Genomic DNA, 15,346 nt, shown 5'->3' on the forward strand with positions numbered 1-15,346 from the left:
TCCAGCAGCGCCAGGGCGCGTTCGGGCAGCAGGACCCGGTCGCCGTGGGCGAGTTGCCGCAGCGTCTCGCGGCGGGCGATCAGCTCCTCGATCCTGTCGGTGAGGCTCTCCTCGACCTCGACGAGGGAGGCTGCGAACCCGTCGGGGTCGGTGTCCAGGATCGGCCCGACCTCGGCCAGCGGGACGCCCGCTCCGGCTTGCCGCGGGCGCGCTCGTCGAAGGTGATGTGCCGGTAGCCGCCGCCGAGTTCGGCGATCGTGGGGCGCCAGTTCTTCCGGGTGGCGTACGAGCCGTTGAGGTACACCACCGGGTGGCCGGCGCCGCCGCTGTCGGTGACGGCCAGAGCGGTGTCCTCGACCGGAACCATGCCGGTCCACGGGGAGTCGGGGCTCGGCTTCGCGTTCGTGTTCGTCGTCATGCCCATGAGCCTGAGGCCTGCCCTCGGGTCAAGGTCGACCCCGGCTGCCGGACATCCCCACGAGCGGGCCGGCTCAGCGGAACAGGGCCGCGTGATCTGTCGCCCAGGCGCGGAAGCTGCGGGCGGGGTGGCCGGTGAGGTCCTGGACCGTCGTGGTGGCGGGCTCCGGGGCGGCGATGCGGGCGTGGAGGAAGTCGAGGGCGCCGTCGACGGCGGCCGGGAGCCGGCCGGTGGCGGACATCCGGCGGCGGGCGGTCTCGCGGGGGATCTCCTGCCACGTGGCCGGGCGGCCGACGGCCGCGCCGATCATCTCCACCTGTTCGGCCTGCGTGGGCGACTCCGGTCCGGTCAGGACGTACCGGGCGCCGTCGTGGCCGTTCTCGACCAGGGCGCGGACGGCCACCGCCGCGATGTCGCGCTCGTCCACCGGGTTCAGCCCGGCCGCACCGCCGTAGCCCTGCACCGCGCCCCCGGCCCTGATCTCCTCGGCCCACTGCAGCGCGGCGGCGAAGCCGTGCGCCCGCAGCACCGTGTGCGGTACCCCGCTGCGGGCGAGCAGCGCCTCGACCCCGCCGTCCGGCCGGCCGGGGACGGACGACGACAGGAACACCACCCGCCCGACCTCCCGGGCCAGTACGCCCACGGCCTCCGTCGCCCCGTCCGCCGTCGGGAACGGCCACCCCAGCAGCACCGCGCCCGCACCCTGCACCGCCGCCTCCAGCGACGCCGGGTCGAGCAACTCCCGTTGCGTCAGGGTCCGTACCCGTACGCCGGAGGCCGCGAGCTGCAGCCCGACGTGCCGTCCGACCGCCCCGGAGGCGCCGATTACCAGCACCGGCGGCGTGTCGTCAACTCGCTTATTTGTCATGCATCGAACGTAAGCGAGAAGGATGAGACGCCCAATGTGCACGGGTATCGGATCCATGTGCCAGCGTCTACCCGGCGCGCGCCAACTCCCGCGCGCGGTCAGCTGCTCAGCCGGGGCGCCTCCGGGTGGTACGTGCGCTGGCGTTCGAGTGGGGCGGTGGCGAAGTCGCCGTTGCCGTTGACGACTTCGCCGACGCCGACGCGGATGCCCCGGGCACGGCCGTGGCCCTTGAGGACGCCGCCGCGGCCGTCCGGATCGGGGTGGGTGTGGGGGCGGCCGGCGGCGAGCTCGACCGCGCGGGCGGAGATCGGGCCCAGGATCTGGGCGCCGGTGCCGAGGCGGCAGCAGCCCGTCAGCTCGGCGCCGTTGGTGATCCTGACCTCGTCCCCGAGCTCGATGGTCTCGCCCGCCCCCGCCTTGATCACGGCGCCGCCCTCGCCGATCTGCGCGCGCCGTCCGACGGTGATCCGCCCGCCGCCGGTCGCGACGACCCGGGTGCCGCCGTGCAGGACGGCGCCCGGGCCGAGCGCGCAGCTGCTGTCCGCGTCGCACTCGATCGTCACGCCCGGGTACAGGACGGTCCCCGCCCGCAGCGTCACCCGCCGCGAGACCAGCACCGAGAACGGGTCGAGGACCACCACGCCCTGGTCGGCGAGCAGCATCAGCTCGCCCGGGGTGAGGAGTCCGCGCTGGTGGCGGATGCGGTCCAGACGGTGCCGGAGTTCCTGATCGGTCATGATCACCGGATCATACGGAAGCCCCGGCGGGGTGGCCTCAGTTGTGCAGGAAAGCCTCCATGGCGGAGGCCAGGGCCACCGGGGCCTCGTACATCGGGTAGTGCCCGCTGCCGCCGAGCTCCTCCAGCTCGGCGTTGGGGTAGTGGGTGAGGAAGGTGCCGCGCATCACGTCGGCGGTCAGGGCGAGGTCGTGCTCGCCGACGATCACCTTGACCGGCACCGGGTTGCCGTCGATCCGGCGCTCCAGGTCGGCCGTCGCCCAGTCGCGGACGTAGCCGCCGAAGGCCTCGGGGGTGGACAGCCGCAGGGACTGGTCGACCATGTGGTCGAGCCAGACCCGGCCGGCCCGTCGGCCGGTGACCAGGTCCAGGATGGCGAAGCGCTTCTCCCGGTCCTCGGCGGCGCCGTAGAACAGCGCCGCACCCGCCTCGTCCAGCGGGTACGCCCCGGCCGGCACCGGGGCCAGGCCGACCAGCTTGCGCACCCGCAGCGGTGCCTCGGCGAGCACCTGCTGGGCCGCCTTGCCGCCCATCGAGTGGCCGACCAGCGAGAAGCGGTCCCAGCCGAGCTGGTCGGCCAGGGCGAGCGCGTCGGAGGCGATCTCGGCGAGCGTGTACGTGCCGGGGACGTCCTTGCGCTGCCCGTAGCCGCGGTAGTCGAGGAAGGCGTAGCTGAAGGCGCCGCCGTCGAGGTAGTCGAGGAACGGGCCCCAGCCCGCGCTGGTGCCGAACCAGTCGTGCAGGACCAGGACGTGGTGGTCGCCGGTGCCGGTCAAGCGGTGAGGGATCGTCATGCCACCGGTCGTTCCCCGTGAACCGCCCGCCCGAACGAGCGGGGCTCAGGCGTCGCGCCGGGCGAAGGCCGGGGCGTGCTCGGGGAGCGGACCGAAGGCGATCAGGCGGGACAGCAGCAGGGGGAAGCCGGGGGCGTAGCGGGCGAGCAGCACCAGCTGGGTGGGCGGGCCGACCCGGCGGCCGGTGATGACGGGCTCGAACATCACATGGTGCAGGATCCGCTGCAGGCGCTGCATGATCACGGTCGGTCGCCACCGACGGCGCTGCACCCGGGCCAGGGCCGCGACGGTCGGGCGGCCGTGGCGCAGCGGTTCGGCGAGCAGGGCGGCGGCCGCGACGGCGTCCTGGACGGCGAGGTTGATGCCCACCCCGGCGGCCGGGGACATCGCGTGGGCGGCGTCGCCGATCAGCAGCAGCCCGTCCACGTACCAGCGGTCCAGCCGGTTGAGCCTGACGTCGAGCAGGTGGACGTCGTCCATGCTCGCCAACCGGTCGACCCGGTCGGCGTACTGGGGCATCAGGCGGGCGATGCGGGCGCGGAAGCGCTCGATGCCTTCGGCGCGCAGCTGCGGGTCGGTGCCCTTCGGCTTGAAGTAGGCGATCTGGAAGTAGTCCTCGCGGGTGAGGCTCAGCGCCATCTCGCCGTCCCCGAAGCTCGGGGCGAGGCTGGGCGGTACGGCCTGCTCGTCGGCGTGCCGCGGCAGCCGGAACCACCAGACGTCGAAGGGCACCGGGTACTCCTCGGGCGCCAGCCCCGCCTCCCGGCGCAGGGTGGAGTGCCGGCCGTCGGCGGCGACGGTGAGTGCGGCCCGGATCTCGCCCTCTTCGCCGTCCCGGGTCCGGTAGCGGACGCCGGCCACCCGGCCGTGCTCCCTGATCAGCCCGGTGGCCTCGGTGTTCATCCGCACCGTGAAGGTGGGCTCCTGCTTCGCCTCCTCCGCGAGGAAGTCGAGCAGGTCCCACTGCGGGACCATCGCGATGTAGTTGTACGGCGCCGGGAGCTTCTCGAAGGCGCTCATCGCGACCCGGCCGGCGCCCGGCACCGGGACCACCAGGTTGCCGAGCCGGTTCTGCGGCAGTGCGGCGAACTTCCGGCCCAGCCCGAGTTCGTCCATCAGCCGCACGGTGGACGCGTGGACGGTGTCGCCGCGGAAGTCGCGCAGGAAGTCGCCGTGCTTCTCCAGCACGGTCACCTCGACCCCGGCCCTGGCCAGCATCAGGCCCAGCATCATGCCGGCCGGTCCGCCCCCGGAGATGACGACGCTCATGGCTCTCTCCCCTCGGTTCCGCTCGCGACCTCCCGTATGGAACTCGCATATAGAGACTCTCTGGAACCGTCTCAGGTGTCAAGTAGTACGATGCTTCACATGAAGGATCTGGTGGCAGCGGCCCTCGCGGCGGCAGGGGAGCGGGGTCAGGACGTCGCGGACGTCCCGCTGACGGCGATCGCGGCGGCGGCCGGCATCTCCCGCAGCACGCTGCTGCGCCGGCTCGGCGGCTCCCGGGCCGCGCTGGACGAGGCCGTCCGGCAGGCGGGCCACGACCCGGGCGGACGGCCGCCGGTGCGGGAGCGCGCGATCGGGGCGGCGGCCTGGCTGGTGGCCGAACGGGGCCTGGGCGCGGTCACCCTGGACGCCGTCGCGGACCGTGCCGAGTGCTCGGTGCCCAGCCTGCACACCGTCTTCGAGGGCCGGGACGGCCTGCTCGCCGCCGTCTTCGAGCAGTACGGCCCGCTGCCGGACCTGGAGGTGCTCGCGGCCGACCCGCCGGAGCGCCTGGAGGACACCGTCCGGGCGCTCTACCGGACCTTCGTGGCGAGCTTCACCTGCGAACCGCGGATCGTCCCGGCGGTCTTCGGAGACCTGTTCAGCCGGCCGGACGGCCCCGCGGCCCGGGTGATGACGGCCAGCCTCCCGCGGCTGTTGGACTGTCTGGGCCGGCTGCTGCTGCCGCACGTCGAGGCCGGCCGCCTGCGGCCGCTGCCGTTCCCGGTGCTGGTCCAGCTGCTGTTCGGGCCGGTGGTCAGCCACCTGCTGCTGCGGCCCGTGCTGAGCCCGATGCTGGGTGCCGTGCTGCCCGCGGTGGAGGAGGCCACCGAGCTGTTCGCCGAGTCCTACCTGCGGGCGGTCGCCCTCCCCGGGGCAGACTGTGCGGACCGGACCCCGACCCGAGGAGAACCGTGATCGGCACACTGCAGTGCCTCGTGCTCGACTGCCCCGACCCGGCAGTGCTGGCCCGCTTCTACGCCGGCCTGCTCGGCGGCGAGGTGGACCGCCCGGACCGGCGCTGGTCGCTGGGCGCGGACTGGTCCACGCTGCACCTCGACGACGGCGCGGTGCTCTGCTTCCAGCGCGTCGCCGACCACCGGCCGCCGCGCTGGGCCGACCCGGAGCACCCGCAGCAGGCGCATCCGGACGTCGAGGTGGCGGACCTCGACGACGCCGAGCGGCAGGTGCTCGCCCTCGGCGCCGTCCGGCTGCACGATGCCGGCGGGTGGCGGATCTACGCCGACCCGGCCGGGCACTTCTTCTGCCTGGTCCGCGCGCACCGGGCCTGACTCACGAGATCCGCCGGATCCGCCGTACCGCGAGGAACACCAGCAGCGCGGTCAGGGCCAGGAACAGGCCCGACTCGATCGCCTGGAAGGTCCAGAACCGGTCGGCGGGCTGGTACTCCAGCGCGTTGGTGTACGGCCCGGCGCCGAAGCCGTGCTCGGCCATGTTCCTGGCGCAGTCGGCGGCCCCCGGGCCCCCGGGAGGCGGGCAGCCGATCTGCCCGTCGTGCAGCACGACCTCGCCGGAGCCGTTGCGCACCACCTGGTCGTAGACCCAGTCCCCGGCGTAGCGGTTGGGGAGCAGCCCGCTCTCCGCCGCGTACGTCATGGTCTTCGCCGGGAGGAAGGACGGGCGGGCCACCGTCTCGACCAGGATGCGCACCGCGGCGAACGAGGCCAGCGAGATCCCCATGGCGGGCAGTACCTTGCGGGCCGCCGTGCCGGTGTACACGCCGAGTGCCACCGCGAACAGGGTGTACGCGATCGGGGCGACGCCCTGGACGTCGAAGCTCAGGTAGCCCAGCCGTCCCAGGCCGGAGGCGACCAGGGGCCCCAGCCACCAGGCCACGCCCAGCGCGTACGTGACCGCGAGCAGCACCGAAGCGCCGCCGACCAGGCCGAACTTGGCGAGCGCCCAGTGCCGCCGACTGATCCCCTGGGTCCACACCAGGCGGTGGGTGCCGTTCTCCACCTCGCGGGCGACCAGCGGCGCGCCGAAGAACAGCCCGACCAGCACCGGCAGCAGGACGAACAGGATGGCGACGTAGGCGAACCCGCCGTACTGGTTCTGGAAGCGCTGGTTCAGGCCCTCGCAGCCGCCGGCCCCGGTCAGCACGGTCTCGTGGCCGAGTCCGGCGAGGCAGGCGCCGAGGCCGCTGTGGTCGAAGGTGCCGCGCATGGTGAGGCCGGTGGGCACCATGACGGCGGTCAGCGCGGCCAGGGCGACGAGTGTCCAGAGCAGTTGCTTGCGGTGCTGGCGCCAGATCAGCCAGGTCATGCCGCCACCTCCGGGGAGAGCCGGGTGTCGCCCGCGCCCAGGTAGGCGAGGACGAGGTTTTCGAGGGTGACCGGGTGGACGGTCCAGATGCTCTCGTCCACCGGCCGGTCGGTGCGCACCAGCAGGGTGGACTGGCGCTCGGTGTGGCTGGCCTGGACGACCGCGGCGACGCCGGGGACCGGGCCGGGGCCCACCCGGGGGCCGACCAGGGTGCAGTGCTCGGCGAGCAGGTCGTCGACCGCGCCGGTCAGCTGGACCTGTGCGGTGTTCAGCACGACCAGGTGGTCGCAGACCCGCTCCAGATCGGCGAGCAGGTGCGAGGAGAGCAGGACGGTGGTGCCGCTCTCGGCGACGGCGCCCATCAGCTCCTGCATGAACGCGTGCCGGGCGAGCGGGTCGAGCGCGGCCACCGGCTCGTCCAGCAGCAGCAGGCGGGGCTGTTTGGCCAGCGCCAACGCCAGTGCCACCTGGGCGCGTTGGCCGCCGGACAGCCGGCCGACCGGCTTGTCGAGGGGGATGCCGAGGCGGACCAGCCGGTCCCGGGCGGTGGCGGCCTCCCAGCGGCGGTTGAGCTTGCCGCCCATGGTGATCAGCTCGTCGCCGGTGAAGTCCGGGTAGAGCGGGGTGTCCTGGGCGACGAACCCGATCCCGGCCAGCGCCTCGACGCCCTGCCGGGGATCGCGGCCGAACACCCGGACCTCGCCGGCATCCGGTTCCAGCAGTCCCACGGCCAGGTGCAGCAGGGTGGACTTGCCCGCCCCGTTCGGGCCGACCAGCGCGGCGATCCGCCCGGCCGGCAGCTGGAGCGAACAGCCCTCCAGCGCCCAGGCCTTGCCGTACCGCTTGCCCAGCCCTCGTGTTTCCAGTGCGACTTCCGTCATGTCTTCCCCCAATTGAGCGTGGCCCGCATCGTGGTGTCGATCAGTGCGGCGATGTCCTCGTGGGCGAGCCCGGCGGCTTCGGCCTTGCGCAGCCAGACCACCAGGTCCTCGCGCAGTTCGGCCTGGTTGGCCAGCGCGGGACCGGCCAGCGTGCCGACCAGGAAGGTCCCCACGCCGGGCCGCCCCTCGGCGAGCCCCTCCAACTCCAGTTCCCGGTAGGCCTTCAGGACGGTGTTGGGGTTGATCGCCAGGGCGCGCGCCACCTCGCGGACCTTCGGCAGCTGGTCGCCCGGCCGGGCCAGTCCGACCCGCAGAGCCTGCTTCACCTGGAGCACGAGCTGCATGTAGGTGGCGACCCGCGAGCGGCCGTCGAGGACGAACTCGATCACTACTTGTTCTCCTGTCTTATGACAGTAAGACAGGATGGGCGCACGAAGGTCAAGTCGTCAACCGGAAAGAGGTGTTGACGAACGGTCGGAGATGATCGGTCAGTCCAGGGCCAGCCGGTCGCCGACCCGAAGACGGCCGGGGGCGGCGACCTCGGCGAGGGCGTCGAGCCGGCCGTCGTGGGCGTGCACCACGGCCTTGAGGATCTCGGGCGCGTGCGGCAGCCCGGGCTGCGGGGCGGCGGTCATCACGCAGCGCTCGCTGGAGGCGACGAAGGCGAGCCGGGCGCTGCCGGGGGCTTCGCCGGACGCCTGGCGGCCGAGCCAGGCGTCCTCGACGAACGGCGGGGTGCCGGGCGGGGTGCGCAGCACGATGTTGGGGCGGAACCGGCGCTCGTCGACCACGGCGAAGGGGGCGGCCTCGCGGACCCAGTCCAGGGTGGCGGTGCTGAGCACGCTGACCGGCAGCCGGTCGAAGTGCGAGACGGCGTCCTCGCGGGCGAGTTCGACGTCCTCGTGCTGGAGGTAGGCGCGCAGGAAGGCGTTCGGCCGGTCGACCGGGCGGCCGAGCGGGTCGAACAGTTCGGGGCCGTCGATCCGGTGGCCGAGCCGGGCGGAGAGGCGGAGCAGGCCGTCCATCCGGCGGAAGCGGCGGGTGTTCTTGCCCGAGCCGAGCTTCCCGGCCGCGTCGCGGACGGCGTAGAGGCGGTCTCCGGCCAGGCCGCGCTCGTCCACCTCGACGGAGTCGAGCCGCTCGCCGCCGGTGGATTTCACGGGGTAGCGCCAGAGTCGCTCGATCACTCCGATGATCTCAGCCATGGCCGGAAAGCGTACTGGCGTTGACGGGGGATGGTCTAGACCAAGTGTCGGGGCGGGTACCGTCCGCTCAGCCCAGCCGGGCCACCGCCCGTACCGGTGCGCCGTCCGCCGCGACCAGCCGCAGCGGGAACAGCGAGACCTCCACCGGCAGCCCGGCCTCCTGGGCGGCCAGCAGCGGCCGCAGGTCGGTCAGGTTCTCGGCGATCACCCCGCCGCCGGACGCCCCCAGCAGCACCCGGTGCGCGGCGAGCGAGGGCTCGTCGGCGGTGCCGTGGTCGTGCTCGTCGGTGAGGTCGGCGAGCAGGGCGGCCACGGCCGGGTCGCCCGGGCCCGGGTCGGGGGTCGGGTCGACGCTGAGCGCGTCCACCCCGACCGTCCGCACCCCGGCGGCGACGATCGCCTCGGCGGCGGCCGGGGTCAGGCTGGGGTGGGCGAGGTAGGCGTCGGTGCCCCAGTGCCGGGCCCAGCCGGTGGCCAGCAGCAGGACGGTGCCCCCGGCGGCCCGCTCCAGCGCGGGCGCCAGCAGCTCGGGGGTGACGGCCGCCCGGGGCTCCAGCCCGCGCAGGTCGGCGACCACGGCCGGGCCGGTGAACCGCTCCAGCGGCAGCCCGTCCAGGGTCGGCCAGGTGACGTCCACGTGGTACGGCGCGTCCACGTGCGTCCCGGACTGCGAGCCGAGGTGCAGGGCCAGCACGTTCACTCCGGCGGTGGCCGTGGTGAGCGCGGGCTCCAGCAGGACGGCCGGATCGCCGGGGTAGACCGGCATCGCGGTGGTCACCTGATGGGTGAGGTCGACGAGGGTCGCTGCCATGCGCCCATCCTTCCAGGGGCGGGGGGCTTCCGGACCCCTCCCGGCCCGCCCGGGCCGAACGCACAGGTGGAGCCGGGACAGAATTGCCCCATGGGAACTGCGAAGCGTCAGCCGTGGGTGGTCGGGGTCTCGGGCGCGTCGGGGACGCCGTACGCGGCCTCGGTGATCCGTGCGCTGCTGGCCGCCGGCGAGGCGGTGGACCTGATCGTCAGCCGCGCGGCCCGGCTCACCATCCTGGACGAGACCGGAATCTCCTTCCGGGACGCCCACTGGCGCGCCGACCTCGCCGCCTGGCTCGGCACCGAGGGCCCGGACGACGGCCTGGACGACGTCCGTTACTGGTCCGCCGGGGACTTCGCGGCCGGCCCGTCCAGCGGCTCCTACCCCGCCAAGGGCATGCTGGTGGTGCCCGCGACCACCGGCGCGGTGGCCGGGATCGCGCTCGGCCTGAGCAAGGACCTGTTGCAGCGCGTCGCCAGCGTCACCCTCAAGGAGCGCCGCCCGCTCGTCGTCTGCGTGCGCGAGACACCACTCAACGGGGTGACGTTGAAGCACTTGGTGGAGCTCGACGCACAGGGGGCGGTCGTCCTGCCCGCTTCGCCCGGTTTCTACGCCGGCGGCTCCACCGCGCGCGAGCTCGTGGATTTCGTGGCAGGAAGGGTGCTGGACGCCGTCGACGTGCCGCATTCCCTGTACCTGCGCTGGGAAGGGGAGTTGGGGGCGGCGGCCCGCCGCGCGGACGACAGCGGCGGCGTCCGGCCTGAGGGGGAGTGAGGAGACCGAGGGCGGGAGAGTATCTTCTCTGCGATATCCGGGTCGGTCGGCGCGCAGCGCCTTTGAAACCGGATAATGATCTGTGGGTCTGGAGAGGTTCGGAAGGACGCGGACGGTATATGGACACGGTGGACAGACAGCTCATCCAGGCGCTCCGGGAGAACGGCCGCGCGTCCTACGCCGAGTTGGGCCGGCTGGTCGGACTCTCCGGCCCGAGCGTGACGGACCGGATCAACCGCCTGGAGCAGGCCGGGGTCATCACCGGCTACCGGGCGACGGTCAACCCGGCCTCGCTCGGCTTCGGCGTCACGGCCCTGATCGGCCTTCAACTCACCGACGCCGCGGACCACGAGGACGTCGCGTTCCGGCTGAAGGACCTCAACGAGGTCGAGGACTGCTGGTTCATCGCCGGTGACGACTCCTACATGCTGAAGGTCCGGGTGGCCGACGTGGCCGGCCTGGAGTCGGTGGTCAAGCGGATCTCGGGCACGAAGGGTGTGGCCCGGACACGCACCACCGTCGTACTCTCCACGAAGTGGGAAAACCGGGTGAGTGAACTTCCTCCCGTAGGAGAGTGACGCATGGCACTGGTCGGCCTGGAGGAACTGCGCGCGGCCCGGCAGCGGATCGCGGGGGTCGCCGTGCGCACCCCGCTGGTTCCCGCCCCCTGGGCGGCCGAGGGTGAGCGGCGGCTCTGGCTGAAGCCCGAGAACCTCCAGCCGACCGGGGCCTTCAAGACCCGTGGCGCCTACAACCGGCTGGCCGCGCTCACCGAGGGCGAGCGGTCCCGGGGCGTGGTCGCCCAGTCCAGCGGCAACCACGCACAGGCGGTGGCGTACGCGGCCCGGACGCTCGGCATCAAGGCCGTGATCGTGATGCCGGACACCTCGCCCGCGGTGAAGGTGGAGGCCACCCGCTCGTTCGGCGCCGAGGTGATCCTGGTCGCACCGGAGGAGCGGGACACCCTGCCCGGCGAGCTGGCCGAGAAGCACGGCTATGTCTGGGTGCCCCCGTACGACGATCCGTTCATCATCGCGGGCCAGGGCACGGTCGGCCTGGAGATCGCCGAGGACGCCCCGGCCGAGCTGGACACCGTCCTGGTGCCGGTCAGCGGCGGCGGCCTGATCGGCGGGACGGCGGCCGCGCTCAAGCTCACCCGCCCGGGCATCCGGGTGATCGGCGTCGAGCCCGAGCTGGCCGCCGACGCCCGGGCCAGCCTGCGGGCCGGCCGCCGGGTCGAGTGGCCGGTCGCCGACACCTACCGGACCATCGCGGACGGGCTGCGCACCCCGTCGCTCGGCGTGCTGCCGTTCGAGCACGTCACCGCCTACGTGGACGACATCGTCACCGTCACCGAGGACGAGATCCGGGCCACGGTGGCCGTGCTGGCCCGCCGCGGCCGGCTGGTCGCCGAGCCTTCCGGGGCGGTCGCCCCGGCCGCCTACTTCCACCGTGCCGCCGAGACCGGGGGCCAGGCGGTGGCGGCCGTGGTCAGCGGTGGCAACATCGACCCCGCACTGCTCGCCGAGCTGCTCTCGGCATAGGCGTACGCTCGTTCCGGCAAGGAATCGAACGTCGGAGGAGGCGGGGCACCGCATGGACGCAGGGCTCAAGCGCGAGCTGGAGGCGAAGGTCTACGCGGGTGAGCGGCTGACCCGCGAGGACGGGATCGCGCTCTACGCGAGCGACGACCTGGCCTGGCTGGGCGGGCTGGCCCACCACGTGCGGACGCAGAAGAACGGCGACGTGGTCCACTTCAACGTCAACCGCCACCTCAACATGACCAACGTGTGCAACGCGTCCTGCGCGTACTGCTCGTTCCAGCGCAAGCCGGGCGAGAAGGACGCGTACACGATGCGCATCGAGGAGGCCGTCCGCCTCGCCAAGGCGATGGAGAGCGAGTCCCTCACCGAGCTGCACATCGTGAACGGCCTGCACCCGACCCTGCCGTGGCGCTACTACCCGCGCTCGCTGCGGGAGCTGAAGGCGGCTCTGCCGAACGTCTCGCTGAAGGCCTTCACCGCCACCGAGATCCACTGGTTCGAGAAGATCAGCGGCCTGTCCGCCGACGAGATCATGGACGAGCTGATCGACGCCGGCCTGGAGTCGCTGACCGGCGGCGGCGCGGAGATCTTCGACTGGGAGGTCCGCCAGCACATCGTCGACCACGACACCCACTGGGAGGACTGGTCGCGGATCCACCGCCTCGCGCACAGCAAGGGCCTCAAGACGCCGGCCACCATGCTGTACGGCCACATCGAGGAGCCCCGCCACCGGGTGGACCACGTGCTGCGGCTGCGCGAGCTCCAGGACGAGACCGGCGGCTTCCAGGTCTTCATCCCGCTGCGCTACCAGCACGACTTCCACGACTCCAAGGACGGCGTCGTGCGCAACAAGCTGATGGCCCGCACCGAGATGGCCACCGGCGCCGAGGCACTGAAGACCTTCGCGGTCTCCCGGCTGCTCTTCGACAACGTCCCGCACGTCAAGGTCTTCTGGGTGATGCACGGCGTCACCACCGCCCAGCTGGCGCTCAGCCACGGCGCGGACGACATGGACGGCTCGGTGGTCGAGTACAAGATCACCCACGACGCGGACAACTTCGGCACCCCGAACAAGCTCGGCCGCGACGACCTGCTCGGGCTGATCCGGGACGCCGGCTTCCGCCCGGTGGAGCGCAACACCCGCTACGAGGTCATCCGCGAGTACGACGGCCCGGACCCGATGCGCCGGGAGTCCCCGCAGGCGATGCGCCTCTGACCTGCGAAGTTCCCCGCCGCCCGGACCGCTCTGCGGCCCGGGCGGCGGTGGTCTTCACGGCCTCCGCACGAGGCCCGGGTTTACCAACGGCTACGGCGTTTGGCAGGATCGAAGGCATGTCCGGTTCTGATCGTGCCACCGCGTACCCGCCGCACCAGCCGATGCAGGGGCCGGTCGACCTGATGCCGCAGCAGCAGTACGAGAGCGGCCAGGCGTACCAGCAGCCGGTTCAGCAGGGCTACTACCAGGGCGAGTACCAGCCGTACGCGCAGACCCCTGACGGGTACTTCGAGACGTACGACCAGCCGTTCCAGCCGTACGGGGCCGAGCCCGTCCCCGAGTCCGTCTACTACGAGGCGGAGCCCGCTCCCGAGCCCCCCGTATCCTTCGAGTCCGAGCCCGTCGTGCTCGCCGCGCCCGCCGCGCCCGTGGTGGGCGCCCGGACGGCTGCCCGGGGTCGGCGTCGCAAGGCCAAGCAGAAACGTCACGGCAAGGCCGTGATGGCCGGTACCGCGCTGCTGGTCGCCGCCACCGCCGGCTGGTACGCCGTCGGCCAGGACGACGCCAAGCCCGGCATCGCCGCCGCCGACGGCCCCGGCCCGGAGGGCGTCAGCAAGCCCGACGGGCCCGCCCCGGCCCCCGCGGCCGCCAAGGCCGCCTCCGACCGGCAGGCGGCGGCCCCGGCCGCCGACCGCAGCCAGACCCGCGCGGACGGCTCGGTCGCCGCGATACCCGGCCTCGGCGCCGCCTTCACCGCGAAGATCCCCGCCGCGACCACCCAGGTCGTGGTCGCCTCCGGCCAGGACAAGAACACCGACAAGAACACCGTCACCCTCTGGACCCGCACCCCCGAGGGCCGCTGGCTGGCCGGCGAGACCTGGCAGGGCCACAACGGCAAGAACGGCTGGACCACGGACCACAACGAGGGCGACCTGCGCAGCCCGATCGGTGTGTTCAGCCTCACCGACGCGGGCGGCCGCAAGGCGGACCCGGGCAGCAAGCTCCCGTACGACAAGGACCCGAGCTTCGTGGTCTCCGGCACGGGCTTCTTCGGGGACCAGCTGGCCGGCTCCTTCGACTACGTGGTCGCGATCGACTACAACCGCGTCCCCGGCAACTCCCCGCTCGACCCGCGCCGCCCGATGGGCTCCAAGAAGGGCGGCGGCATCTGGCTCCACGTGGACCACGACGGCCCGACCCACGGCTGCGTGTCGATCCCCGAGGACAAGATGGCCCAGCTGATCCGCACCCTGGACCCGGCGGCCCATCCGGTCATCGTGATGGGCGACGCCACCGCACTGGCCGCCTGACCTCGGCGTACGCGCAGCCCGGGCGCCGCAACGCCCCTTGTGGATCTCCTACAGAACGAGGCGGCGGATCCTGTCACCGGTCGTACCATGCTGACCAGCGGGTAACCCGGTTCCATGGCAGTATGAGCGGTTCGCGCATTGTGGCACTCGGCCACTACCAGCCCCCCAAGGTCCTCACCAACGACGACCTGGCGGCGCTCGTCGACACCGACGACGAGTGGATCCGCACCCGTGTGGGCATCCGCAGCCGGCACATCGCCGAGGACGAGAGCCTGGTCGACCTCGCCACCGAGGCCGCGCAGAAGGCGCTCGCCAAGGGTGGCCGGACGGCGGCGGAGATCGACCTCGTCGTGGTCGCCACCTGCACTGCGATCGAGCGCAGTCCCAACACCGCCGCCGCCGTGGCCGCCCGGCTGGGCATCCGCTCGCCCGCCGCGTACGACATCAACACGGTCTGCTCCGGCTTCTCGTACGCCCTGGCCACCGCCGACCACGCGATCCGGGCCGGCTCGGCCCGCCGCGCTCTGGTGATCGGCGCCGAGCGGATGTCCGACACGCTCGACTGGACCGACCGCTCCACCTGCGTGATCTTCGGCGACGGTGCGGGCGCCGCGCTGGTCGAGGCCCAGGAGGACGGCGACGAGGCGGGCATCGGGCCGGTGGTCTGGGGCTCCGTGCCGGAGAAGGGCGACGCGGTGGTGATCACCGGCTGGGATCCGGTGATCAGCCAGCAGGGCCAGTCGGTCTTCCGCTGGGCCACCACCCAGCTCGCCCCGCTGGCCCGCGAGGCCTGCGAGCGGGCCGGGATCGACCCGGCCGACCTGAAGGGCTTCGTCCCGCACCAGGCCAACCTGCGGATCATCGACGCGATCGCCAACAAGCTGGGCCTCACCGACGCCGTGGTGGCCCGGGACGTGGTCGACTCCGGCAACACCTCGGCCGCCTCCATCCCGCTGGCCTTCTCCAAGCTGGTCGAGCGCGGCGAGCTCTCGCCCGGCGACCCGGTCCTGCTCTTCGGCTTCGGCGGCGGCCTGGCCTACGCCGGCCAGGTCGTGCGCTGCCCCTGACCCGACGGCGTCGCCAGGCCGCCCGAACGGCGCCGCGACGCCCCCTGAAGGCGCCACGAGGCCGCCTGGACGCACACATGCCGGTGGGCGGGCACCCTGTCACGGGTACCCGCCCACCGGCATGTCTGGCGTGCGTGCGGTACGTCGGCGGACCTCCCCCGAGGACACGG

18 protein-coding genes are annotated in these 15,346 nt (G+C 73.0%); 8 read left to right on the plus strand and 10 right to left on the minus strand.

All coding sequences use genetic code 11. The annotated features are described in order from the left end of the window. Positions 1-79: 79 nt before the first annotated feature. From AB0O11_RS01875 to AB0O11_RS01895, 5 genes are all read right to left on the minus strand, one after another. Positions 80-418, minus strand: coding sequence for a hypothetical protein (locus AB0O11_RS01875; protein ID WP_363380720.1), 339 nt, complete (start codon positions 416-418; stop codon positions 80-82). Positions 419-491: 73 nt separating this feature from the next. Beyond that, the gene (locus AB0O11_RS01880) at positions 492-1,286 is read right to left on the minus strand and encodes a hypothetical protein (protein WP_363380723.1); all 795 of its coding nucleotides are present in this window, start codon (positions 1,284-1,286) and stop codon (positions 492-494) included. A gap of 98 nt (positions 1,287-1,384) precedes the next feature. Continuing rightward, positions 1,385-2,023, minus strand: a complete 639-nt coding sequence (locus AB0O11_RS01885; RefSeq protein ID WP_363380726.1) for a hypothetical protein — start codon at positions 2,021-2,023, stop codon at positions 1,385-1,387. A 37-nt stretch (positions 2,024-2,060) separates the two neighbouring features. Beyond that, entirely contained in the window at positions 2,061-2,816 is a 756-nt protein-coding gene (locus AB0O11_RS01890) for an alpha/beta hydrolase (RefSeq protein WP_363380729.1), read from the minus strand. A 45-nt stretch (positions 2,817-2,861) separates the two neighbouring features. Beyond that, on the minus strand, positions 2,862-4,085 hold the full coding sequence (locus tag AB0O11_RS01895; RefSeq protein WP_363380732.1) for an FAD-dependent oxidoreductase: 1,224 nt from the start codon (positions 4,083-4,085) through the stop codon (positions 2,862-2,864). A gap of 99 nt (positions 4,086-4,184) precedes the next feature. Between AB0O11_RS01895 and AB0O11_RS01900 the strand changes: the two genes are divergently transcribed. Both AB0O11_RS01900 and AB0O11_RS01905 read left to right on the plus strand, forming a co-directional pair. Beyond that, positions 4,185-5,000 (plus strand): TetR/AcrR family transcriptional regulator, encoded by an 816-nt coding sequence (locus AB0O11_RS01900; RefSeq protein ID WP_363380734.1) that lies wholly within the window; start codon positions 4,185-4,187, stop codon positions 4,998-5,000. After that, positions 4,997-5,374, plus strand: a complete 378-nt coding sequence (locus AB0O11_RS01905) for a VOC family protein (RefSeq protein WP_363380737.1) — start codon at positions 4,997-4,999, stop codon at positions 5,372-5,374. Before AB0O11_RS01900 ends, AB0O11_RS01905 begins: the two co-directional genes overlap by 4 nt. Position 5,375: 1 nt before the next feature. Here the strand turns inward: AB0O11_RS01905 and AB0O11_RS01910 are convergent, their stop codons facing one another. The 5 genes from AB0O11_RS01910 to AB0O11_RS01930 all read right to left on the minus strand — a co-directional run bounded on the left by AB0O11_RS01910 (position 5,376) and on the right by AB0O11_RS01930 (position 9,265). Continuing rightward, on the minus strand, positions 5,376-6,368 hold the full coding sequence (locus tag AB0O11_RS01910) for an ABC transporter permease subunit (RefSeq protein WP_363380740.1): 993 nt from the start codon (positions 6,366-6,368) through the stop codon (positions 5,376-5,378). After that, positions 6,365-7,249, minus strand: a complete 885-nt coding sequence (locus AB0O11_RS01915; RefSeq protein ID WP_363380743.1) for an ABC transporter ATP-binding protein — start codon at positions 7,247-7,249, stop codon at positions 6,365-6,367. Before AB0O11_RS01915 ends, AB0O11_RS01910 begins: the two co-directional genes overlap by 4 nt. Beyond that, positions 7,246-7,638, minus strand: a complete 393-nt coding sequence (locus AB0O11_RS01920) for a GntR family transcriptional regulator (protein ID WP_363380746.1) — start codon at positions 7,636-7,638, stop codon at positions 7,246-7,248. Before AB0O11_RS01920 ends, AB0O11_RS01915 begins: the two co-directional genes overlap by 4 nt. 99 nt (positions 7,639-7,737) lie before the next feature. Further along, positions 7,738-8,454 (minus strand): MOSC N-terminal beta barrel domain-containing protein, encoded by a 717-nt coding sequence (locus AB0O11_RS01925; protein WP_363380749.1) that lies wholly within the window; start codon positions 8,452-8,454, stop codon positions 7,738-7,740. Between the two features lie 67 nt (positions 8,455-8,521). Then, positions 8,522-9,265, minus strand: coding sequence for a cyclase family protein (locus AB0O11_RS01930; RefSeq protein ID WP_363380752.1), 744 nt, complete (start codon positions 9,263-9,265; stop codon positions 8,522-8,524). Between the two features lie 90 nt (positions 9,266-9,355). Here AB0O11_RS01930 and AB0O11_RS01935 point away from each other — a divergent pair, with 90 nt between their 5' ends. The 6 genes from AB0O11_RS01935 (at position 9,356) to AB0O11_RS01960 (ending at position 15,176) form a co-directional block, all read left to right on the plus strand. Next, a complete protein-coding gene (locus AB0O11_RS01935) occupies positions 9,356-10,039 on the plus strand; it encodes a UbiX family flavin prenyltransferase (RefSeq protein WP_363380755.1) in 684 nt (227 codons plus the stop codon). 119 nt (positions 10,040-10,158) lie between these two features. Then, positions 10,159-10,617: an Lrp/AsnC family transcriptional regulator gene (locus AB0O11_RS01940; protein ID WP_030055719.1), complete on the plus strand. Its 459-nt coding sequence runs from the start codon at positions 10,159-10,161 to the stop codon at positions 10,615-10,617. Between the two features lie 3 nt (positions 10,618-10,620). Next, the gene (locus tag AB0O11_RS01945; protein ID WP_363380759.1) at positions 10,621-11,583 is read left to right on the plus strand and encodes a threonine/serine dehydratase; all 963 of its coding nucleotides are present in this window, start codon (positions 10,621-10,623) and stop codon (positions 11,581-11,583) included. 52 nt (positions 11,584-11,635) lie between these two features. Further along, positions 11,636-12,799 carry an aminofutalosine synthase MqnE gene (mqnE, locus tag AB0O11_RS01950; RefSeq protein ID WP_363380762.1) on the plus strand — a complete coding sequence of 388 codons (1,164 nt, stop codon included), beginning with the start codon at positions 11,636-11,638 and terminating at the stop codon, positions 12,797-12,799. 116 nt (positions 12,800-12,915) lie between these two features. After that, positions 12,916-14,109: a L,D-transpeptidase family protein gene (locus AB0O11_RS01955; protein ID WP_363380764.1), complete on the plus strand. Its 1,194-nt coding sequence runs from the start codon at positions 12,916-12,918 to the stop codon at positions 14,107-14,109. Between the two features lie 122 nt (positions 14,110-14,231). Then, complete coding sequence (locus tag AB0O11_RS01960; protein WP_363380767.1) at positions 14,232-15,176, plus strand: beta-ketoacyl-ACP synthase III; 945 nt, start codon at positions 14,232-14,234, stop codon at positions 15,174-15,176. Positions 15,177-15,346 lie beyond the last annotated feature (170 nt).

It is taken from the genome of Kitasatospora sp. NPDC093102, assembly GCF_040683915.1.
Lineage (GTDB): Bacteria > Actinomycetota > Actinomycetes > Streptomycetales > Streptomycetaceae > Kitasatospora.